This is a genomic window from Lactococcus sp. DD01 (assembly GCF_001578715.1).
Classification (GTDB): Bacteria; Bacillota; Bacilli; order Lactobacillales; family Streptococcaceae; genus Lactococcus; species Lactococcus petauri.
The window spans coordinates 636,479-656,101 of the sequence record NZ_KQ968939.1 but is presented as its reverse complement, the minus strand read 5'-3'; the positions used below and the strand labels follow the sequence as shown (position 1 = coordinate 656,101).

Below are 19,623 nucleotides of genomic sequence, written 5' to 3'. Positions count from 1 at the left end.
ACAAGATAATCAATATAGTATTCTTGACGCTCAGAATCATAAATGAACTTAGTAAACTCAATGAGCCCTCCATTTTCATCATAGGAAAATCGGTTACGCTGCAGAGCGAAATCCTCGGAAAAGTCAACGTACTGTTTCAAAGATTCGTCAATCTTTATCGCACGGAAAGTATCTTTTATCTGTGAAATAGGAAGGTTTTTATCATATAAAAGGCGGTAAAGAGAAAAATCGTCATCACTTAAAATTTTTAAATTTTCTTTTTCTTTCAAAGAAAAATAATGTTTAGAATAAATGGCTGGCACATCATTTAAGGAATAGACTCGAGTTATTTCATAGACGTAAGGCCAAGCAAATGTATGCTCCGTCATTGAACTTTCTTTTACTTCAATAATTTTACTTTTAACATTTATTCCATCCTTTTCAAGGAGACGTGTAAACGGAATAGCATTATTAAGGATGTTAAAAGGTCGATTACTAATAATCGTTGTTCCTTTACCACTTTGTTTATGGAGATAACCTTCTTGAACCAAAAGTTCGATTGCTTTCCGAATAGTAATTTTACTAACAGCAAACATTTCTACTAATTCGTTTTCTGTGGGAAAAAGTGAGTTTACAGGATATTTGCCAGTAATAATATCATGTTTTAATTGATTTGAAATTTCTTGATACAAGATACCTTTCATTACTTTTCTCCTTTTTTCTTCTGAATATAATCTATCTATTCATTATAAACTATATTGGAAAAAATAGAAAAAATATAATGTTCACAGCATATTTACAAGTACAAATAAATTACTTAAGGGATAGTAATAAAGAATGAATAATATTTTAGAACATCGGTTGCGCAATAAAGATTATAATGTTATAATGTTTTAGTGCAAAAGAGAAACCGTTTTCATTCTAAAAGAAGAAAGGAAAAGTTAATGAACGGATTAATTACATTTTTGGAGCAAAAAGTCTCTCCAATGGCAAACAAGATTGGTGGTCAGCGCCATATGCCAGCAATCAGAAAAGGGATTATTGCAACCTTGCCCTTAACCTTGGTGGGAGCTTTCTTTGTTATTTTCTTGAATTTCCCTATCCCCGCAGTAGCGGAAAAGCTGACACCATATCTGACGGTGTTGGATATCCCTTATCGTTTCACAGTTGGAGTTCTGGCTTTATATGCAGCATTTGGTATTGCGAGTGCACTCGCACAAAGTTATAAGCTAGACACATTAACAGCGGGAATCGTAGCAGTCATGAGTTTTCTAGCTACAAGTATTCAACCTGTTCGCTTATTTGAGGATGTTCAAGTCACGGAGGTACAGACACAGGTAGTGGCTGCAGGACGATATCTTAATATCGCTCAATTAGGCGCTCAATCTCTATTTGGAGCTATTGTGACCGCTATTATTTCTGTTGAGATATACAGATTTATGAAGGAAAGAAATATCACAATCAAAATGCCTGAGGGCGTACCTCCTGAAGTAAGTAATTCTTTTGCTGCTTTATTTCCAGCAGGTGCAAACTTACTTTTATTCTGGGGGATTCGTCATGTGATTGGCTTTGATATTAATGCAACTCTTTCAAATATTATCATGCCAATGCAAGATTTCTTGGCAGGAAATAGTTTGCTTGGGGGACTTGTAACTGTATTCTTGATCTGTTTCTTCTGGGTATTAGGTATTCATGGTCCTGCCATTATGGGTCCTGTTATTCGTCCGTTCTGGGAAAGCTCAATTGCTGAAAATATGGATGCTTTTGCAGCGGGTACGCCGGCATCGCAAATGCCTAATATGTTTACGGAAATGTTCTTGCAATGGTTTGTATGGATTGGAGGAGCAGGTGCTACCTTTGCGCTCATTTGTCTTTTCTTAACTTCCAAATCGTCATATTTAAAAGAGCTGGGACGTATTGGTTTCTTGCCAGGAATATTTAATATCAATGAGCCGATTATTTTTGGTGCCCCTATTGTTATGAATCCAACCTTGGCCATTCCCTTTATCTTATCTCCACTTGTTATGACAGTTATTGCTTATGTAGCGACGATTACAAATATTGTGCCAATGACAGTTTCACGAACCGTATTTACCGTTCCATCACCTATTGGTGCGATGATGGTTACAAACTGGCATATTATGGCAGCAGTGCTTGTTGTGATCAATTTCTTTGTGAGTTTAGTTATTTACTATCCTTTCTTCAAAGTATTTGAAAAACAGTTGATGGAAAGTGAAAAGGAAGGAGAAAAATGAGTTACGATATTGCAGTTGTTTCCTTTATAACATTTCTTACAGCAATGATTTATTTGGAAAAAGGAAAAGTCCCCGAATTTTTAAGGAAAGGCAAACTTTTTAAAGTTATACCAATGCTTTTACTTTTTATCATCATGATGTTAACACTATCTGTTTTGACTCATATCTTGTATTTTGCAGTGGTTGCTACCATTATGAGCAGTTGTCTCTTATTGTGGCGGTTTAAATCCTATGTTGATCAGTGGGATAAGGTTTAAAGAGGAGAAAATAGAATGTTTAGAAGATTAGGATTGTCCATTTACCCTGATAATAGTAAGTTTGAAGAAGACTTAGCTTATTTGAAGTTGGGAAATAAACATGGTTTTGAGCGTATTTTTATGTCAATGTTGGAAGTAACAGAAGGGAAAGAAAAAGTAGCAGAAAAGTTTTCAAAGATTATCAAAGAAGCAAAAATTCTAAATTACGAAGTAATTTTAGACATTGCCCCTAATATCTTCGATGAACTTGCTATCTCATATGATGATTTGTCTTTTTTCCATCAACTTGGGGCGGATGGTTTACGCTTAGATGTAGGATTTGATGGAAATAAGGAAGCTAACTTATCGTTCAATCCATTTGGCTTAGTTATTGAGTTAAATATGAGTAATGATGTGGCTTACTTGGATAATATATTGAGCTATAAAGCAAATAAACCTTATATTTATGGTTGTCATAATTTCTACCCACAAGAAGGAAGTGCCTTACCCTTAGACTTTTTTGAAAAATGTAGTCAGAGATTTAAAAAACAAGGGATTCGTACAGCGGCATTTGTTACCAGTCAGACAGCTCAACTAGGACCGTGGGATATTAACGACGGCTTACCTACATTGGAAATGCATCGTCATCTACCAATCAGCGTTCAAGCTAAGCATCTTTTTGCGACAGAATTGATTGATGACGTTATTATTGGTAACGCTTATGCTAGCGAGGACGAGATCGAAAGCTTGGGCCAGATTAATCGTTATCAGACAGAATTTTCGATAAACTTTGAAAAACGAACAAGCGATAAAGAAAAAGATATTGTTTTAAACAACCAGCATTTCCGACGTGGAGACATCACGCAGCAGATGATTCGTTCGACACAAACGCGAAAAGATTATAAAAACGCAAATCCCGCCCATGACAATAAAGAATTTTTTCAAAAAGGCGATATTTTGATTGGAAATGATGATTTTGGGAAGTATAAAAATGAATTACAAATTGTTTTGCAACCCCATTCTGATCCTAGGAAAAATAGGGTTGGGTCTGTTGCAAAGGAAGAATTAATTTTATTAGACTACATTCAACCTTGGAGTAAATTCTTATTTAAAGAGGTATGAAAATGTACGATACACTGATTAAAAATGCAAAAACAATTCACGATGAAATCATTGAAATAGGCATAATAAACGGAAAAATTAGCAAAATTTCTGAAAAAATTACAGAAAAAGCGAGAGAAGAAATTGATGTTCAAGGCCTGTATGTTTCTGCAGGATGGATAGATGCTCATGTGCATTGTTTTGAAAAAATGACCTTGTATTATGACTATCCTGATGAGGTTGGAATAAACAGCGGTGTTACCACAATTGTTGATGCGGGCTCTACAGGCGAAAATAATATTAAAGATTTTTACCAGCTGGCACAAAAAGCAAAAACAAATGTCTATGCTTTAATGAATATCTCCAAAGACGGCATCGTAAAACAAAATGAACTGGCTGATTTATCGAAAATAAATATTAAGAAAAATATGGAGCGCCTCTATGAACTCCCTGAATTTATCATTGGCTTAAAAGCTCGTATGAGTAAAACAGTTATTGGTGAAAATGGCGTAAAACCTTTATTACTTGCAAAAGAATTACAACGTAAAGTAAATTTGCCACTAATGGTTCATATTGGGACATCACCAGTGGATTTGGAAGAACTGTTCTCTTATTTAGAACCAGGAGATATTGTTACCCACTGTTTTAATGGAAAAGATAATGGAATACTCGATCAAGCTGGAAATATCAAGCCTTTTGCTAAGAAAGCATATAAGAACGGTATTCACTTTGATATCGGTCACGGTACAGATAGTTTCAACTTTGAAGTTGCAAGAAGAGCCAAAAAAGAAGATATTATTGCAGACTCGATAAGTACAGATATTTATTTACGAAATCGTAAAGATGGTCCAGTTTATAGCTTGGCGACAACGATGGAAAAATTGTTGGCAGTTGGCTATTCAGTGGATGAGGTGCTTTTTCGAGTGACAGAAGCTCCTGCACATGCTTTAAAAATCAAGAATAAAGGACAACTCAAAGAAGATTTTGATGCAGATTTAACTTTTTTTGAGATTATAAAAAGTGAGAAATATTTGATGGATTCTAATGGGAATAAAGAGCAGTCCAATCAAAGCATTATACCAAGATCAGTTTTGATTAAAGGGGAAAAATTCGATATTTAGAAGGAAAAAGAGAGATGAACAGTTACGAAAAATTTGATTTAAAAAGGGTAATTAACGCGAGTGGGAAAATGACGATTCTTGGTGTATCAAAAGTGAGTGATACTGTTGCTCAAGCACAAAAGGAAGCGGGACAATCTTTTTTTGAAATGCAAGCATTAGTCGAAAAAAGTGGTCAGTATATTGCCAAGCTTTTGGATGTTGAAAATGCAACTGTCGTCTCTAGTGCAAGCTCTGGTATTGCTTTAAGTATAGCAGCCATTATTGGACAGGGACAAGAATATAATATTTACAACCCCTATAGTTCCAAAATCCAAAAGCGCGAAATTGTGATGCCTAAGGGACATAATGTTAATTATGGAACTGGTGTAGAAGTTATGATACAAGTTGGGGGCGGTAAACTTGTAGAAGCAGGATGGGCAAACGAATGCTCACAAACGCAAGTTGAAATGGAAATTACAGAAAATACAGCAGCTCTTCTTTATATAAAAAGTCATCACACTGTTCAAAAAAGTATGTTGAGTATTAAGGAAATGCAAGAAGTGGCGCTTAAGTACAATTTGCCCTTGATTGTTGATGCGGCAGCAGAAGAAGATTTGCAGACTTATTATCAGCAAGGTGCAGATTTGGTTATATACAGTGGTGCAAAAGCAATTGAAGCACCAACAAGTGCGATAGTTATTGGACGAAATCCCTATATTCCTTGGATTCAAATGCAAAACAAAGGGATTGGCCGAGCAATGAAAATTGGGAAAGAAAACATTGTCGGTTTAGTTGCAGCATTAGAATTATATTTAGCTAATGGTAATGAATCAAAAGAAAGTATGCTCCAGCGTCTCCGTCCTTTTGTCGATAAAATTAATGAAATCAAAGGACTTGAGGCAAGTACAGTTCAAGATGCGGCAGGCAGAGAAATCTATCGGGCGCGTGTTAAAGTGACAAGTGATCAAACAACAGCAGTAGAAGTCATCCAAAAGTTAAAACAAGGTAGACTAGCTATTTATACAAGGGATTATCAAGCCAATAATGGAATTATAGAATTTGATATTCGTGCCGTGAACCAAGAAGAAATGCTGGATATTGAGTGTAAATTAAAAGAGGTAATGGAGGGTACTGTATGAATGTTTTAGCATTTGGAGAAGTAATGATGCGGCTTGCAGTGCCAAACTATAAAATGCTAGAACAGACAGAATCCTTAGAGATGTCTTTTAGCGGTACAGGTTTAAATATATTATCAAGTTTGGCACATAATGGCGTTAAAACTCATTTACTCACAGTGCTTCCAGCCAATACTGTCGGACGAACTGCTCGAAGTTTTATCCGAAAATTAGGTGTTTCTGATGAAAGAATTATGATTGAAGGGCAACATATAGGAAGCTATTTTTTAGAAATGGGCTATGGGAATCGTCCCAGTGAAGTAACCTATATGGACCGCAGTCAAAGTGCATTTTGTCAAGTTAAGCTATCAGATGAAGTAATAAAGACGGCGCTTAAAGATATTGAACTTTTACATATTTGTGGAATAGCCCTCTCAACATCGAAACAATCACGAGAAAATGCATTAAATTTAGCGAGAATTGCCCAAGAACTAAAAATTATGATTTGTTTTGACTTTAATTATCGGATGAGTCTTGCAAAAGCTGATGAACATGACATTTTAATTGATAGTTATAAAAAGATGTTACATTATAGCAATGTTGTTTTCGGAAGTGAAAAGGACTTACTTTTACTGTTAAAAATAGAACATTCAGAAGAAGAACAAGTTGAAATGCTTTATCGTAAATTTATGAAAGAATACCACGTTTCATTTTTTGGTGGAACAACCAAAGTGAATGAGGGAAATCGTAAAATACTTCAAGGATTTCTTGCAAGCCAATCGAATATTGTCTACTCCCAGAAACGTGAAATTATTTCTTTTGATCGTATTGGTACTGGGGATGCATTTGCTGCAGGAATACTTATGGGTTTAATTGAAGATTGGACGATACAGGAAACAGTTGAATTTGCAAGTGTTAATGCACAACTTTCATATACAACTTATGGTGACAGTCCTATCATAAGTCGAGAGCTTATTGAAGCGAAATTAATGGATGAAAATATCGACATTATACGATAAGAAGAGGAGATTGAAAATGAACAAAACAATGAATTATCTAGAAAACCGTTTATGCTTAAATGTACTTGCCCACTCAGTAGACAATGCAATAGAATGTTATGAAGCTGCAGAAGGACACATTGTCTTGGGTGTACTGTCAAAAAATTATGATACAGATGAGGCGGCTATCAATGATATGAAACGCTATGCTGCAGCAACGAATAATGCGCTGTCAGTTGGCTTAGGCGCTGGTGATCCCAACCAATCGGCAATGGTTTCTCGTTTGTCAAAAGTATTACAACCCCAGCACGTCAATCAAGTATTTACCGGTGTTGGGGTAAGTCGCGCATTGTTAGGGCAAGATGAAACGGTTATCAATGGTTTAGTATCACCGACAGGAACAGTAGGTATGGTGAATATTGCAACGGGGCCACTATCTTCTCAAAGTGCCGCAGGTATTGTGCCTATCGAAACAGCGATTGCTTTATTGAAGGATATGGGTGGAAGTTCTATTAAATACTTTAACATGAAAGGTCTCAACTATATTGAAGAGTATAAAGCAGTAGCAGAAGCCTGTGCAAAATATGATTTTTATTTGGAACCAACTGGTGGTATTGATTTAGAAAACTTTGAAGAAATTGTAACAATTGCAGTTGATGCCGGCGTTGAAAAAATTATTCCTCATGTCTATTCTTCAATCATTGATAAAAAAACAGGAAACACAAGAGTGGAGGATGTAAAGAGCCTTTTTGAGATGATGAAAGCCATTTTGAACAAATAAGAAAATCAAGTCTCAGTCATAGGATGGAGGCTTTTTAAGTAGGAAAAATAAAAATTCAAAAGAGTGTTATTTGTCGAAATATTAAGAGCTTAATTTTAGCGTTTATTTATGTCATATGCTATAATTGTTGCATGGTTAAAAGTTTTATAAATAAAATGAGTGCAATTTTTCAGCATGGTTCTTTTAACACCCTGTATGGTGGCTTTTATGAAGGGACCATAACTGCTGGAGAAGCTTTAAAATATGGACAAATTGGTATTGGTACCTTAGATGGTGCTGATGGAGAAGTTATTATTCTTGATGGCACTGCCTATCACGGAAATTCTGAAAATCAGGTTCGCGTAGTTAAGCCAGATGAAACTTTACCGTATGTTGCAGTGATTGATCACCAACCTTTTGCGACTTATAAAGTTAATGGACTGACGATGCAAACCTTGCATGATCTGACAGAGAAATTCCCAACACGGAACACAGCTTACAGTCTAAAAATGACTGGACACTTTGAGTCGGTGGAAATTAGCTCTAAACCTGCAAAGAATACGAAAAATTATTTGGAAATACTGGCTGAACAGCCTCATTTTGCCGAAAAAAACATTTCGGGAACGATTGTTGGTATCTGGTCGCCTAAGTTTTTAGAAGATCTGTATGGTGATGGTGCCCATTTACACTTTTTAAGTGATGACAAGACTTTTGGCGGTCACTTGACTGAATTCTTATCTGGACAAATTACCATTGAAGTTGGTCAAGTGGGGGAAATGAAACAGGAATTTCCTCAAGAAAATGAAAATTTCAAGGCTATGCGCTTTGAGTAATAATAGATAAAAACTACCTAAAAAGGGTAGTTTTTTTGTCGTTAAAATTACTATGTGAAATAAATCGTAAAGTTTATCTTGAGCTGAGGTAAATTCCCACAAATAAATATAATTATGTTGCAAGATAAATTATAAAATAAAGAAGTGAGTTTATTCAAGGTGGATTCACATAATCTTATAAAAATTTATAGAGGAGATGTTTATTATGAAAAAAGCATTTTTAGCAACGATGGGTATGGGAATCTTGGCTAGCATGACGATGGCTTCAGCTACTACAGGATTCGCGGATGAAGCAGAGGCAAAAGATTCTACTGCTAACTTCACGATTACCGCTAAAGATCCAGGAAATCCAACGGATCCAGATAATGGCACGTTAACATTGAAAGAAGTACCAAGCTTCAACTATGGTGTTCTTGAAGCCAGCTCAATTTACTCAGGTTTCACTGGAAAAGCAGCTCAAGCTGAAGGAAAAGTTTTAGTTAGCGATACACGTTTGGGTACATCAGACTGGACATTGACAGCTAATATGGATAAATTTACAAATTCTAAAACTTCATTGGAAGGCGCAGCTTTAGACCTTTCAGCGGTCGGTACTTTAGGAGAAGATTTTACAGGTGTGATTAAAGATGACAAGAGCCCTGTAGAACTTGCAAAAGGTAATGGTTCGCATGGTAAAGATGAATTCCTTATTTCTGCAGAAAATGCTAAATTAACTTTGGGCGCAAATCCAAAGGCAAACTTGGCAGCTGATGATGCTTTTGAAACAACAATCAACTGGAACTTGAGTTCTTCACAACCCGTCGCTCCAACTGCATAATCTTTGTTGTCGGATAAATGAAAATGTATAAGCAAGTACGGGCAAAACTTAAGATTTGTCGGTTCTTGCTTTTATTTTTTAGTGGAGGTTGAAAAGCATGAAATTTATAAAAGGATTAGGCTGCTTCGCCATACTGCTATTCACCTTATTTCTACCTGTGAATGCACATGCGGAAGAGGGCGCAGGTTTTACTGTCACCCCAGTACTTGGAAAGGGTCAAACGGATCCCACTGCAGGCTATTTCTCAATTAAGGGTGAACAAAATGAAAGTTATCCAGTAACGGTAGCTGTTCAGAATTTGACAGAAAATGAAAATCAAGATTTTGATGTTCAACTTGTCCAAGCAACGACAAGTAATAACGGCCATATTGATTATACTCCCAGCTCCAAAAAAATGATAGCAGGTGGTCTTTCCCTCAAGGATTTGGTAGAGGAGAAAAAGGCGACTCAAAAAGTAACAGTTGCTGCTGGGCAGACAAAGAATATTACTTTTAATCTTAAGCTACCTCAAGATAATATAAAAGGTACTATTTTAGGCAGTGTCTATGTTCGCAAAGTCCCGAAAGAAACAGCAAAGTCTAAAGGTGTAGGTGTACGTAATGCCTTTGCTATGACAATCCCTGTCATAATATCGGAAGATTTCAATAAAAAAATTACGCCCAAATTAGCGTTGACGAACGCACAGATGAAGTCGGATACAGGAGTGCCTAAAGTTGTAGGTGAGGTTAGTAACCAAGCTCCAAGCATGTTTGGGCAAATAAAAGTAGAGGCATGGGTGACTGAAAAGGGAAAAACGGACAAGCTTTATCAGTCACAATCAGAAAAATATGAGATGGCCCCCTATTCTTCATTTGAATATACAATAGATACCAATAATCATCTCTTAAAACCGGGGAAATATACCTATCATATGCTGATGAAGTCGGGTGATAAAAGCTTTGATATGGCACGTGACTTTACAGTTGATAGTAAAGGTAGAGAAACCGTCAACAGCAAGCTGCTTGAGGGAGAAAAATCAAATACAAAGCTTTGGTGGATTATAGCTGCAGTAGTTGGTAGCAGTATTATTATTTTCCTCGTGGCTTATGGGCTAGGAAAAAGAAAGGGCGATACTGATGATGAAGATGAATAATAGCAAACTAAAAGTTAGTTTAGCACTCTTAGGTCTTTCTTGTCTGACGAATCTTTTCCTTATACAGCCAGTGAGCGCTAATATGATGCAAAGTAAAATTGGTTTTACTGTTCATCAGGATGTAAGAGATGCTGGTGTTTTGCCACCTGAAATTCCTCAAAATGGACAGTTGGTGCATTACGATCTCTTGCCATCTACAGGAAGTGCTCAAGAATATTCTTTAATCTTGTTTGGCTGTATGCTATTGTTGTTTGTTGCTATCTTGTTCTTGGCTCGTATGTATGGAGAGAAAGGAAAACCTCAATGAAAAAAATAAATATAGGTTTTATATTGCTTTTTCTCTTGCTACATGCTGCAAGCCCTGCAGTTTATGCCTTGGACAGTGACGTGGAAGCACAGCATTCATCTAGTGCAACGAATGATAAGGATAGTAGCTCAAGTCTGCAAGAGTCAGAACTTGAAACACCAACATCGGATACAGATCAAACTATTGAGTCTGAAAACAGAGGAGATCAAACATCTGAAGAGGCAGCTCCAATAGAAAATGAAGCACCGAGAACATCTGAGGTACCGGAGCAAGAAAAATCTATCGAAGATAAACCTCAATCTGAAAAAGCATCTCCAACTGCGAGCTTGTCATCAGATGCAAGCTATACCGATTTGCCAGGTGCCCATGAACCAGATCGAAATGGCCTTTATTTACTCTTTCCACTGCGTACAGGAATTCTTTCTCAGCCTCAAGAAGAGCAGTATATTGTTGAAGGTACAAGTGCTGATTTAAGTATTAAAACCACATCATGGGTGACTTCTTGGGGTAAGGTTAAAGTCAAAGTAAATGCTTGGCAGGAACAAGACGATGGGAGTTGGCTAAGTATGGGAAGTATTGGTGAATTTTCGGATAGAAGTGGACTCCTTGGCTCAACTAAACAAAGCATTGACATCCCTGTAACCAAGCTGCAAGCTGGTAATTATTATTTTCAGCTAGAAACAAGGCTCAATACCCTACCAATTATTGGGAGCATCTCTGCTATGACCTATTACTCGCAACTTGCTAAAGTCACGGTTAAGGATAAGCCAGTTGCTGCTAGCGGTATTTCCATTACGACTCCGAGTGTGGTGTTTGAAAAAGCGACTTATTCGGCGAAGGCCGTGACAACACCACGTGATGCGACGGGTAAAATTACTTGGAACAGTTCTTTAAAGGGAATTAATTTCCTCAAAACAGAGGGACGCAGTATTGAATTTGATGCTGGGGATCAGCTTGATGAAGTAAATACCGATGTACAAGCACCGGGTATCCCTTTCACGATGTCTGCTGGCATTAGAAATGATGATGGAACAACGCCAACAGATAATAAGACAGTCTATCTCGGTGGTTTAGCAGCTAAAAATGTTGCAGAAGATAGTGGTATGAGCTGGGAACTTGATGGACAAGGTTTAGCAGATTTGAACAAATCGGTTGAAAGTGCCGAAGTATGGAGTTATGAATGGAAATACATAGAAGGGAAAACTCCTAAAGCTTTCTCTGAAACTCAAGGGGTCAAAAACTATAAAGGTACAGTAAGCGATTTGACCAGTCTTAATGATGCAGATCATATCCTTTCTTTTGCTCCAGACAGTGCCTTTATGAAAACTGCGCGGGAAGCGACAGAAAATGGGAAACCTTTTGCAGTTCAAGTCACTTTTTCAACAACGATTGATACAGGGGACGGCAAAAAGGAAACAGTTACTCTTTCTTCAAATAAGGCTCAACTTCTGGTTAATAAAGCGACAGGAAAGCTTCTTTTACAGCAAGTACCAAACTTTGATTTTGGTAAATTGCCTGCCAGTTATATCTATGATGGAACAAAAGATAGAGAGCCCACTGCACAAGATCATCTTGAAATTGTGGACAGTAGAGCAAAAGGTGGCTGGCGACTTTCTGCAAAGATGAGTCGTTTCCAAAGTAACAATAATCATAGACTGAAATTTAATAGTCAACTTACAATGTCCACTTATCCCTTTGAGATAAATCTTAAAGATGATGATACAGATAGTTACATTGTAGATTCGGTAAGCAGTGAAGCTTTTGATTTAACCGGGCAGTTGCTCTTACAACCTGATCCGCTAGCCGATCTGAGTGCAGGAGAGACTTTTAGCAGTACGATAACTTGGAATCTTGTATCGACCACTAAGAGTACACCACCAGCATAAAGTTATAATAAATATAAAAACAGCGTTTCGCTGTTTTTATATTTTGAAGGCTTGAGGTAATAAAAGATGTTGGAAGATGCAAAGCGAGGAATGGAAATAGGAGAAAAAGTTATGATAGAGCTTTTCACAACGCCAAAGGAACAAGTTAAGATTGAACTCTTTCAGTACATCTTGTTTTCTCGGGCAGGTGAATTTTCTAAAGATTTAAAGGAGAAATTGAACTTGAAAAATGAGACTTTTAGACGGTACAGCAAGGAACTTGAAGAAGATATCCATGAACTTTTTGGTCAAGATATTAAGATAATAAAAAAGTCTTCAAAAATAGTCATAAAAATGAAGAATGAAATGACACCAGATTATATCGTGACCCGCTTGAAACTGAATTATATGCGGAAAAGCCCTTTATATAATCTCCTCTCTACACTTATCAGTAAAAGTTACACATCAATTCCTGAAATTGCTTATGATTTGAACTTTAGTGAACCAACAGTCTACAAGTTATTGACACAAGTGAAGGAGATTATGCTCCCTTTTAAAGCCGAATTTGACTTGGCAAATGCGACAAATTTTTCGGGAGATGAACTTGGTGTACGCTATTTTCTCTATCTCACACATTGGCATCTTTTCAATACCTTAGGAAAAAAGCCTTTCTCTGATGCCTTTCCGCCAGAATTTATCGATATAAATTTTTTAAAGCGTTCTTTAAAAATCGAGCGAAAACTTTCAAAAGCTCAGGAACAAAAGTTGCTTATACTTGCGGGTGTGACTTCCTATCGTATCGTTTACTTTAAGAAATATGTCAAGGTTGAAAAAGCATTTTTAGAGGATATTTCGATATTTTATCGAGGTCACCATTGCTTAAATCTTGCTTCCTTTAATGTAGACCCAGAGATTATTGAGAAAGAGTCAATACTTCTTAGTTTTTTAGTCAGGGGTCTTATTTTTGAGTTTGATGATATGTACGAGAAAAAAAGGGTGGTTGAAAGATTCCAAAACTCGAAACTTTCTATTGGTTATGAAGTCAGCCTGTTTCTAGAAAAATTTCGCGAGACGTTCTCTTTTGAGTTTTCCGAAGAAAATTATGTCAAATCCTACTATCTTCTAGTACTTACCAACCTATATTCACGTTACATACAATTTAATGTTGATTTTTACCGTGCAGTTCCTATCGAAAAAAATTATGAATTGTTTGAAAAAAAACCTCGTTATCGTGCTGTTAAAGATAGGCTAAATCAGATCATTACCTATTTTCCTTCTTCACAGCAGTTGAATGATTTAGAGAGAAAAAGTTTGACAGCACTACTTTATACAATTTACGAGCTCAATGCGCCAAGTATCCCTGTCCAAGTCTATATTAATCATACCTCAAGCATTGTGAATAGCTTCTATATTCAAAACACCTTGAAAAAATTTTTTAATAGCGATTTAATCGCTTTCTGCAAAACGATACCTGAAGCTGATGTTATCATTTCGAGTGATCCCGAAGGAAATTTCCTCTCCAAAGATGTTTTTTACTTTAAAAATATTTTTGATAAAGAAACCTGGACCGACTTGATTGAGTTTTTGTCTAAATCGCTTTATGAGAAGAGGTTTCGTTAAAAATAAAATCCGCCGTGTTAATGTCAGAATAATACATAGAGTAAAAAACTCTTTTTATCTATTTCTTTATTTTGAGAAAGTAACTTTATGTTATAATGATACTAATAGACTTTTTATTAAGGAAAATAATGATGAATATACAAGAAATGAACACGCGTAAGAAGAAAATCCGTAACTTTTCAATCATCGCGCATATTGACCACGGGAAATCAACGCTGGCTGACCGTATCCTTGAACTGACAGAAACAGTCTCAAAACGTGAAATGCAGGCTCAGCTTTTGGACAGCATGGATTTGGAGCGTGAACGTGGTATCACGATTAAGCTCAATGCTATTGAGTTAGAATACACGGCTAAAGATGGAGAAACCTATATTTTCCATTTGATTGACACGCCTGGACACGTCGATTTTACTTATGAAGTTTCCCGTTCTTTAGCTGCCTGTGAAGGTGCTATTCTTGTTGTCGATGCAGCTCAAGGGATTGAAGCCCAAACTTTGGCAAATGTTTACTTGGCTTTAGATAACGACTTAGAAATTCTTCCCGTCATTAATAAAATTGACCTTCCTGCGGCAGATCCAGAACGAGTGCGTACTGAAGTTGAAGATGTCATCGGTTTAGACGCTTCAGAGGCTGTTTTAGCCTCTGCTAAAGCAGGTATTGGTATTGAAGAAATTTTGGAACAAGTTGTGGAGAAGGTTCCAGCCCCTCAAGGTGATGTTGAAGCACCACTCAAGGCGCTGATTTTCGACTCAGTTTATGATGCTTATCGTGGTGTTATCTTGCAAATCCGTGTAGTTGACGGTTCTGTAAAGGTAGGTGATACTATTCAACTGATGTCAAACGGTAAAGAATTTGTTGTGACAGAGGTTGGGATTTTTACGCCTAAAGCAGTGGCGCGTGACTTCCTCATGGCGGGCGATGTTGGTTACTTGGCAGCTGCAATTAAGACAGTTGCGGATACACGCGTCGGTGATACAATCACTTTAGCTAATCGCCCTGCAGAGGAAGCCCTTGCTGGTTATAAAAAAATGAATCCAATGGTCTTCTGTGGACTTTACCCGATTGATTCTAACCGTTATAATGACCTTCGTGAAGCCCTAGAACGCCTACAACTGAATGATGCCAGCTTGCAGTTTGAGCCAGAAACATCACAAGCGCTTGGATTTGGTTTCCGTTGTGGTTTCTTAGGCCTTTTGCACATGGATGTTATCCAAGAGCGCTTGGAACGCGAATTTAACTTAGACTTAATCATGACCGCACCATCTGTAATTTACCATGTCAACACGACTGATGGTGAAACAATGGAAGTGGCAAATCCAAGTGAATTCCCTGACCCAACACGTATTGAAAGTATTGAAGAACCATTTGTCAAAGCACAAATCATGGTGCCTAACGAGTTTGTCGGTGCCGTTATGGAGCTTGCTCAACGCAAACGTGGTGAATTTGTGACGATGGATTATCTTGATGCTAACCGTGTCAATGTTATTTATCATATCCCATTGAGTGAGATTGTCTTTGATTTCTTTGATAAGCTCAAATCTTCAACACGCGGCTATGCAAGTTTCGACTATGAAATCTCAGATTACCGTCCATCACGTCTCGTGAAGATGGATATTCTCTTGAATTCCGAAAAAGTCGATGCCCTTAGCTTTATCGTGCACAAAGATTTTGCTTACGAACGTGGTAAAGTTATCGTTGAAAAACTCAAAAAACTTATTCCTCGTCAACAATTTGAAGTACCAATCCAAGCCACTATTGGTCAAAAAATCGTGGCACGTAGCGACATCAAAGCCTTGCGTAAAAATGTCTTGGCTAAATGTTACGGTGGTGACGTTTCTCGGAAACGTAAACTGTTGGAAAAACAAAAGGCTGGTAAGAAACGCATGAAATCGATCGGTTCAGTAGAAGTACCACAAGAAGCTTTCCTTTCTGTTTTGTCTATGGATGAAGAATAAAGGTAAATAAGCTACTTTATATCACAAATAAGTAAAAGACAGTCTTTGAGGCTGTCTTTATTTTTTGGATAAAAATATAATCGTCCTGAAGATAAATCATGAAGAAAAATGATATAAAAAGAATTTATTTCATTAAATTTAAGTGAATTTTTTAGTAAATATAAGATTTGTTATGATAAAATGAAAGTGAAAAGAAGGTAAGAAGTCGAGCATATTTAATGCTAGCCAAGAGATATTATTGAATGTTCGCGAGAGAGTACATTTTTTAAAATATGCTGTTTAGGAGGAATGACCATGATTTATAAAAAATATGGCGAAGTTTTTAAAAAATTACGCTTGCAGCACCATTTACTTTTAAGCGATTTTGAACGTGTGGGTTTATCAAAATCAACATTGTCCTATTTTGAAAATGGTAAATCAATGATTTCATTAGATAAATTAGACCTTGCCTTACAAGAAATGCACACGACTTTTCGTTCCTATATGCTGATGATTAATAATGATGAGGAGGATTATTGGTTATCTCAATTTAAGGAAATTGAGAAAGCTTACTTTAGCAATGACCAGAAAAAGCTTCAGGCTATATACATGAAAAATGTAAAATATGATATGGAAGAAAACCAAGTCATTGCTCTCTCAGCCAAAGCTTGTTATACAAAGCTTTCAACTGACGAAATAAAGTATATAGAAAACAAGCTTAAGTCTTATCAAGTTTGGCATAGTTATGAAATGTATATCCTAGTGAACACACTAGAAGAAATTAATCCTGACTTAGTCTATCATCTGATTGAAAGAATTTTATCACAAAACAGTCAGTATTTAAAAGAAATCACAGAATTTAGAAATTTATTAATTAGATTAATCATCCGTACCATTCTTTCAATGATTAGAAGAGAGCAAAAGAAATTTTCAGAGAAATTAATAGAGGAATTAGATAAATTAACACTTGTTTTTGATACCTATGTAAGAATATCTTCTATTTTTGTAAAGGGATGTTGGATTTATAAATTTGAAGATAAAAATATGGGAGCAAAACTTGTTAGTAGGTCTTTAAAGATATTATCAGAAATAAATGCTTTAGAACTTCGGGGCATTTTTAAACATAATTTTGAGAAAATAAAAGGATAGACTTATCGTAAAGGATATATGTCTCACCACATTCATAGTTAAAAATAGCAGTTACTGGCGCAATCGATCCAGTAACTTTTTTCATTTAAATTTTATTTTTAAAGTCAATAAAAGAGAAGATATAGCTAATATGAGTTCGATTTCTTGAACTATTTCTTATAAATTAAATCTGGGACTCAATGGATGAAGGTGCTTAATAGCTCCTTGACGCCAGTCGAAATGTATTGTGTAGACAATTACAGTGAAAAAGAGATTGATTTAATTTTTTTCTTATTATAATATAATGATATAAGGGATAATAAAAAAGAAAGGACAATTCTAGAAGGGTAAAGTAGTTCTCGTGGTGTTGCCCATAATAGAAGGAGGAGGAGAAAAAATGAAAAAATATCAAATATTACACAAAGTACTGTCTTTGAGAAGGCTTATGATGTTATCTGTCACGTTAATATTATTTATACTGTTAAATATAATACCTGTGCGGGTTCTTGCAACAAATGGTGGAGTAGTCACAACTGCAGATAAAACTTATGCTTTTGACTACAAAACCCACATTCCTTGGGTCGGGGCTGCCAATAGCTTGTTTAAAGCTTCATTTAATATCCCCTCACCAGGTACAAGTACGATTGATGGCGACCGTTATCAGGGGACACTTACATTTACGAAATTGCCTAACAGTGATTACCGACTGGTAAAGGTGATTCCATACATGGATTCTCCTACTTTTACTATTACGAATTCTGGTGGATCTACAGCTGCAACTGGCTCTTATAACTGGAATGAAGCTCTCCAAGCATGGACTCTTCCTAACCCACTGATAGACAATACGGCAACTAATGTTGATACGAGCCAAGCATTGAATGGCAGTGAGGGGATTAAAATCTACATGGCAGGACCTTACACGAGTTTTATGCCATTAAGTATGCTTAAAAATGATCCCACATTGCTTGAAACAAGACCGGTGTTTTTAGTGGGAGATGTTGCTGCGCTTGCCCCTAATCTTGCGCAAAATATCCCTTTCACCTTATATCAAGAAAGAGCTTATGATGGTGATCCGAATAAATGGCATGCTTTCAACTTTAATGTCCCCGCCTTAGTGCAATACGAATATGATGGACAGGTTACGGGGACTAATCCTAATGATCAACTTGATTTAATCCCAGGAGAACTTGCTCATTTTGAATCTGAGGTAAATTTATCTTCAGCGCAGAAAATAACAGTTGATATGATATGGCAAGTAAGTACAGATAAAGGTTTGTCCTTTAATGATATTTCTGAAAGCCTGACGAACTCAGCTGGTGATAAAACAATTCGTAAAACACTCGACTTTACTTCCGATATTTCAAATGAAGGTAATTTATACCGCTTAAAAATTACACCGCTAGATTCAATAAATAATGAACCCATTTACACTGAACCTGCTGTTTTAACATTCAAATCCGAGAGTTTAAGCTTTAATATTGCTTATGTCCTCAATGGTGGAACAAACCATCCTGCGAATCCTTTATCATATAGTTATGGTCAAGGAATAAGCCATTTTGAAGCACCACAACGCGAAGGTTACACTTTCACAGGTTGGACAGATGGAGATGGTAATAGTATAACCAATATTCCTCCCGATGCACAAGGCGACAAAACACTCTATGCAAATTGGAAAGCAAATACTTATAAAATAAACTATGTTTTAAATGGTGGAGAAAATTCGCAGCAAAATCCAGATTCTTATATTTATGGACGAGGAATAAGTCATTTTGAACAAGCAACGAAGCAGGGCTATACTTTTACGGGCTGGACAGATCAAAAAGGTAAAAAAATAGAAGCCATATCAGCGCAAGAACAAGGTGATAAGGTCCTCTATGCCAGTTGGGAAAAAGTTCCAGTAGCGTCAAATGAAAATGAAGAAGTAGCAAAAAAACAGGAAGATACTAATGCTAACATAAAAATAGAGAAGAGCACAGCACCACTGAGTACTAAGAAAACTCAAGATACTACTAGGTCGCTTGAATCTAGAAAAAACTTCCGCTGACAGGTGAAAATGCAAAACCATATCTTTATGTCTTAGGGGTAAGCATTCTTGTCGTCCTTTCCTTGTTGGGGGTAAAAAAATAACTTAACAAAAAGGTAAAATGAAATAAGAAAAAAGACTAGCTCTCGGCTAGTCTTTTTTGTCTGTCTTCTTTCAAAAAGTATCTAACTTGGTGAATTTTTTATTCTTGAGTTGGTAGACAACATCAGAGTTTTGAGCTACCTCTGTTTCATGAGTCACGATAATTACAAGTTTATGATCTTCATGCGCTATTTTTTTGAAAAGCTCGACAATTTGGCGCGTCGTATTTTCATCAAGATTTCCTGTAGGCTCATCCGCAATGATGATATCATGATTTAAAACAAGGGCGCGTGCGATAGCCACACGTTGCTGCTGTCC

19 protein-coding genes are annotated in these 19,623 nt (G+C 36.5%); 17 read left to right on the top strand and 2 right to left on the bottom strand.

All coding sequences use genetic code 11. The features are described 5' to 3' along the window. A partial coding sequence (locus LACDD01_RS12015) for a GntR family transcriptional regulator (protein WP_082779259.1) occupies window positions 1-683 on the bottom strand: 683 nt, incomplete at its 3' end. Window positions 684-923: 240 nt separating this feature from the next. On the opposite strand from LACDD01_RS12015, the gene LACDD01_RS03215 reads away from it, so the two are divergent. From LACDD01_RS03215 to LACDD01_RS12570, 17 genes are all read left to right on the top strand, one after another. Beyond that, window positions 924-2,234 (top strand): PTS sugar transporter subunit IIC, encoded by a 1,311-nt coding sequence (locus LACDD01_RS03215; RefSeq protein WP_061413190.1) that lies wholly within the window; start codon window positions 924-926, stop codon window positions 2,232-2,234. Next, window positions 2,231-2,491: a hypothetical protein gene (locus LACDD01_RS03210; protein ID WP_061413189.1), complete on the top strand. Its 261-nt coding sequence runs from the start codon at window positions 2,231-2,233 to the stop codon at window positions 2,489-2,491. The genes LACDD01_RS03215 and LACDD01_RS03210 overlap by 4 nt, the downstream gene beginning before the upstream one ends. Before the next feature lie 15 nt (window positions 2,492-2,506). Next, window positions 2,507-3,592 (top strand): DUF871 domain-containing protein, encoded by a 1,086-nt coding sequence (locus tag LACDD01_RS03205; protein ID WP_061413188.1) that lies wholly within the window; start codon window positions 2,507-2,509, stop codon window positions 3,590-3,592. Between the two features lie 2 nt (window positions 3,593-3,594). Continuing rightward, complete coding sequence (locus LACDD01_RS03200; protein ID WP_061413187.1) at window positions 3,595-4,692, top strand: amidohydrolase/deacetylase family metallohydrolase; 1,098 nt, start codon at window positions 3,595-3,597, stop codon at window positions 4,690-4,692. A 14-nt stretch (window positions 4,693-4,706) separates the two neighbouring features. Continuing rightward, complete coding sequence (locus LACDD01_RS03195) at window positions 4,707-5,810, top strand: DgaE family pyridoxal phosphate-dependent ammonia lyase (RefSeq protein ID WP_061413186.1); 1,104 nt, start codon at window positions 4,707-4,709, stop codon at window positions 5,808-5,810. Then, window positions 5,807-6,805, top strand: a complete 999-nt coding sequence (locus LACDD01_RS03190) for a sugar kinase (RefSeq protein ID WP_061413185.1) — start codon at window positions 5,807-5,809, stop codon at window positions 6,803-6,805. The genes LACDD01_RS03195 and LACDD01_RS03190 overlap by 4 nt, the downstream gene beginning before the upstream one ends. Window positions 6,806-6,821: 16 nt before the next feature. After that, window positions 6,822-7,565, top strand: a complete 744-nt coding sequence (locus LACDD01_RS03185; RefSeq protein ID WP_061413184.1) for a 2-dehydro-3-deoxy-phosphogluconate aldolase — start codon at window positions 6,822-6,824, stop codon at window positions 7,563-7,565. Window positions 7,566-7,696: 131 nt separating this feature from the next. After that, window positions 7,697-8,377: an acetolactate decarboxylase gene (locus tag LACDD01_RS03180; protein WP_061413183.1), complete on the top strand. Its 681-nt coding sequence runs from the start codon at window positions 7,697-7,699 to the stop codon at window positions 8,375-8,377. Between the two features lie 205 nt (window positions 8,378-8,582). Further along, complete coding sequence (locus LACDD01_RS03175; protein WP_019293525.1) at window positions 8,583-9,194, top strand: WxL domain-containing protein; 612 nt, start codon at window positions 8,583-8,585, stop codon at window positions 9,192-9,194. 97 nt (window positions 9,195-9,291) lie between these two features. After that, window positions 9,292-10,326 carry a DUF916 and DUF3324 domain-containing protein gene (locus LACDD01_RS03170; RefSeq protein WP_061413182.1) on the top strand — a complete coding sequence of 345 codons (1,035 nt, stop codon included), beginning with the start codon at window positions 9,292-9,294 and terminating at the stop codon, window positions 10,324-10,326. Then, window positions 10,319-10,633 carry an LPXTG cell wall anchor domain-containing protein gene (locus LACDD01_RS03165; protein ID WP_061414131.1) on the top strand — a complete coding sequence of 105 codons (315 nt, stop codon included), beginning with the start codon at window positions 10,319-10,321 and terminating at the stop codon, window positions 10,631-10,633. The genes LACDD01_RS03170 and LACDD01_RS03165 overlap by 8 nt, the downstream gene beginning before the upstream one ends. Continuing rightward, the gene (locus LACDD01_RS03160) at window positions 10,630-12,519 is read left to right on the top strand and encodes a WxL domain-containing protein (protein ID WP_061413181.1); all 1,890 of its coding nucleotides are present in this window, start codon (window positions 10,630-10,632) and stop codon (window positions 12,517-12,519) included. Before LACDD01_RS03165 ends, LACDD01_RS03160 begins: the two co-directional genes overlap by 4 nt. A 111-nt stretch (window positions 12,520-12,630) precedes the next feature. Then, a complete protein-coding gene (locus LACDD01_RS03155) occupies window positions 12,631-14,118 on the top strand; it encodes a helix-turn-helix domain-containing protein (RefSeq protein ID WP_231863362.1) in 1,488 nt (495 codons plus the stop codon). A 131-nt stretch (window positions 14,119-14,249) separates the two neighbouring features. Continuing rightward, on the top strand, window positions 14,250-16,073 hold the full coding sequence (gene lepA / locus LACDD01_RS03150) for a translation elongation factor 4 (RefSeq protein ID WP_061413179.1): 1,824 nt from the start codon (window positions 14,250-14,252) through the stop codon (window positions 16,071-16,073). 294 nt (window positions 16,074-16,367) lie between these two features. Further along, window positions 16,368-17,201 (top strand): Rgg/GadR/MutR family transcriptional regulator, encoded by an 834-nt coding sequence (locus LACDD01_RS03145; protein WP_061413178.1) that lies wholly within the window; start codon window positions 16,368-16,370, stop codon window positions 17,199-17,201. 376 nt (window positions 17,202-17,577) lie between these two features. Continuing rightward, window positions 17,578-19,224 carry an InlB B-repeat-containing protein gene (locus LACDD01_RS03140; RefSeq protein WP_231863361.1) on the top strand — a complete coding sequence of 549 codons (1,647 nt, stop codon included), beginning with the start codon at window positions 17,578-17,580 and terminating at the stop codon, window positions 19,222-19,224. After that, window positions 19,221-19,307: an LPXTG cell wall anchor domain-containing protein gene (locus LACDD01_RS12570; protein WP_304438503.1), complete on the top strand. Its 87-nt coding sequence runs from the start codon at window positions 19,221-19,223 to the stop codon at window positions 19,305-19,307. The genes LACDD01_RS03140 and LACDD01_RS12570 overlap by 4 nt, the downstream gene beginning before the upstream one ends. 70 nt (window positions 19,308-19,377) lie before the next feature. Here LACDD01_RS12570 and LACDD01_RS03135 read toward each other — a convergent pair. Further along, on the bottom strand, window positions 19,378-19,623 hold a 246-nt coding region (locus LACDD01_RS03135), incomplete at its 5' end, for an ATP-binding cassette domain-containing protein (protein ID WP_156468512.1).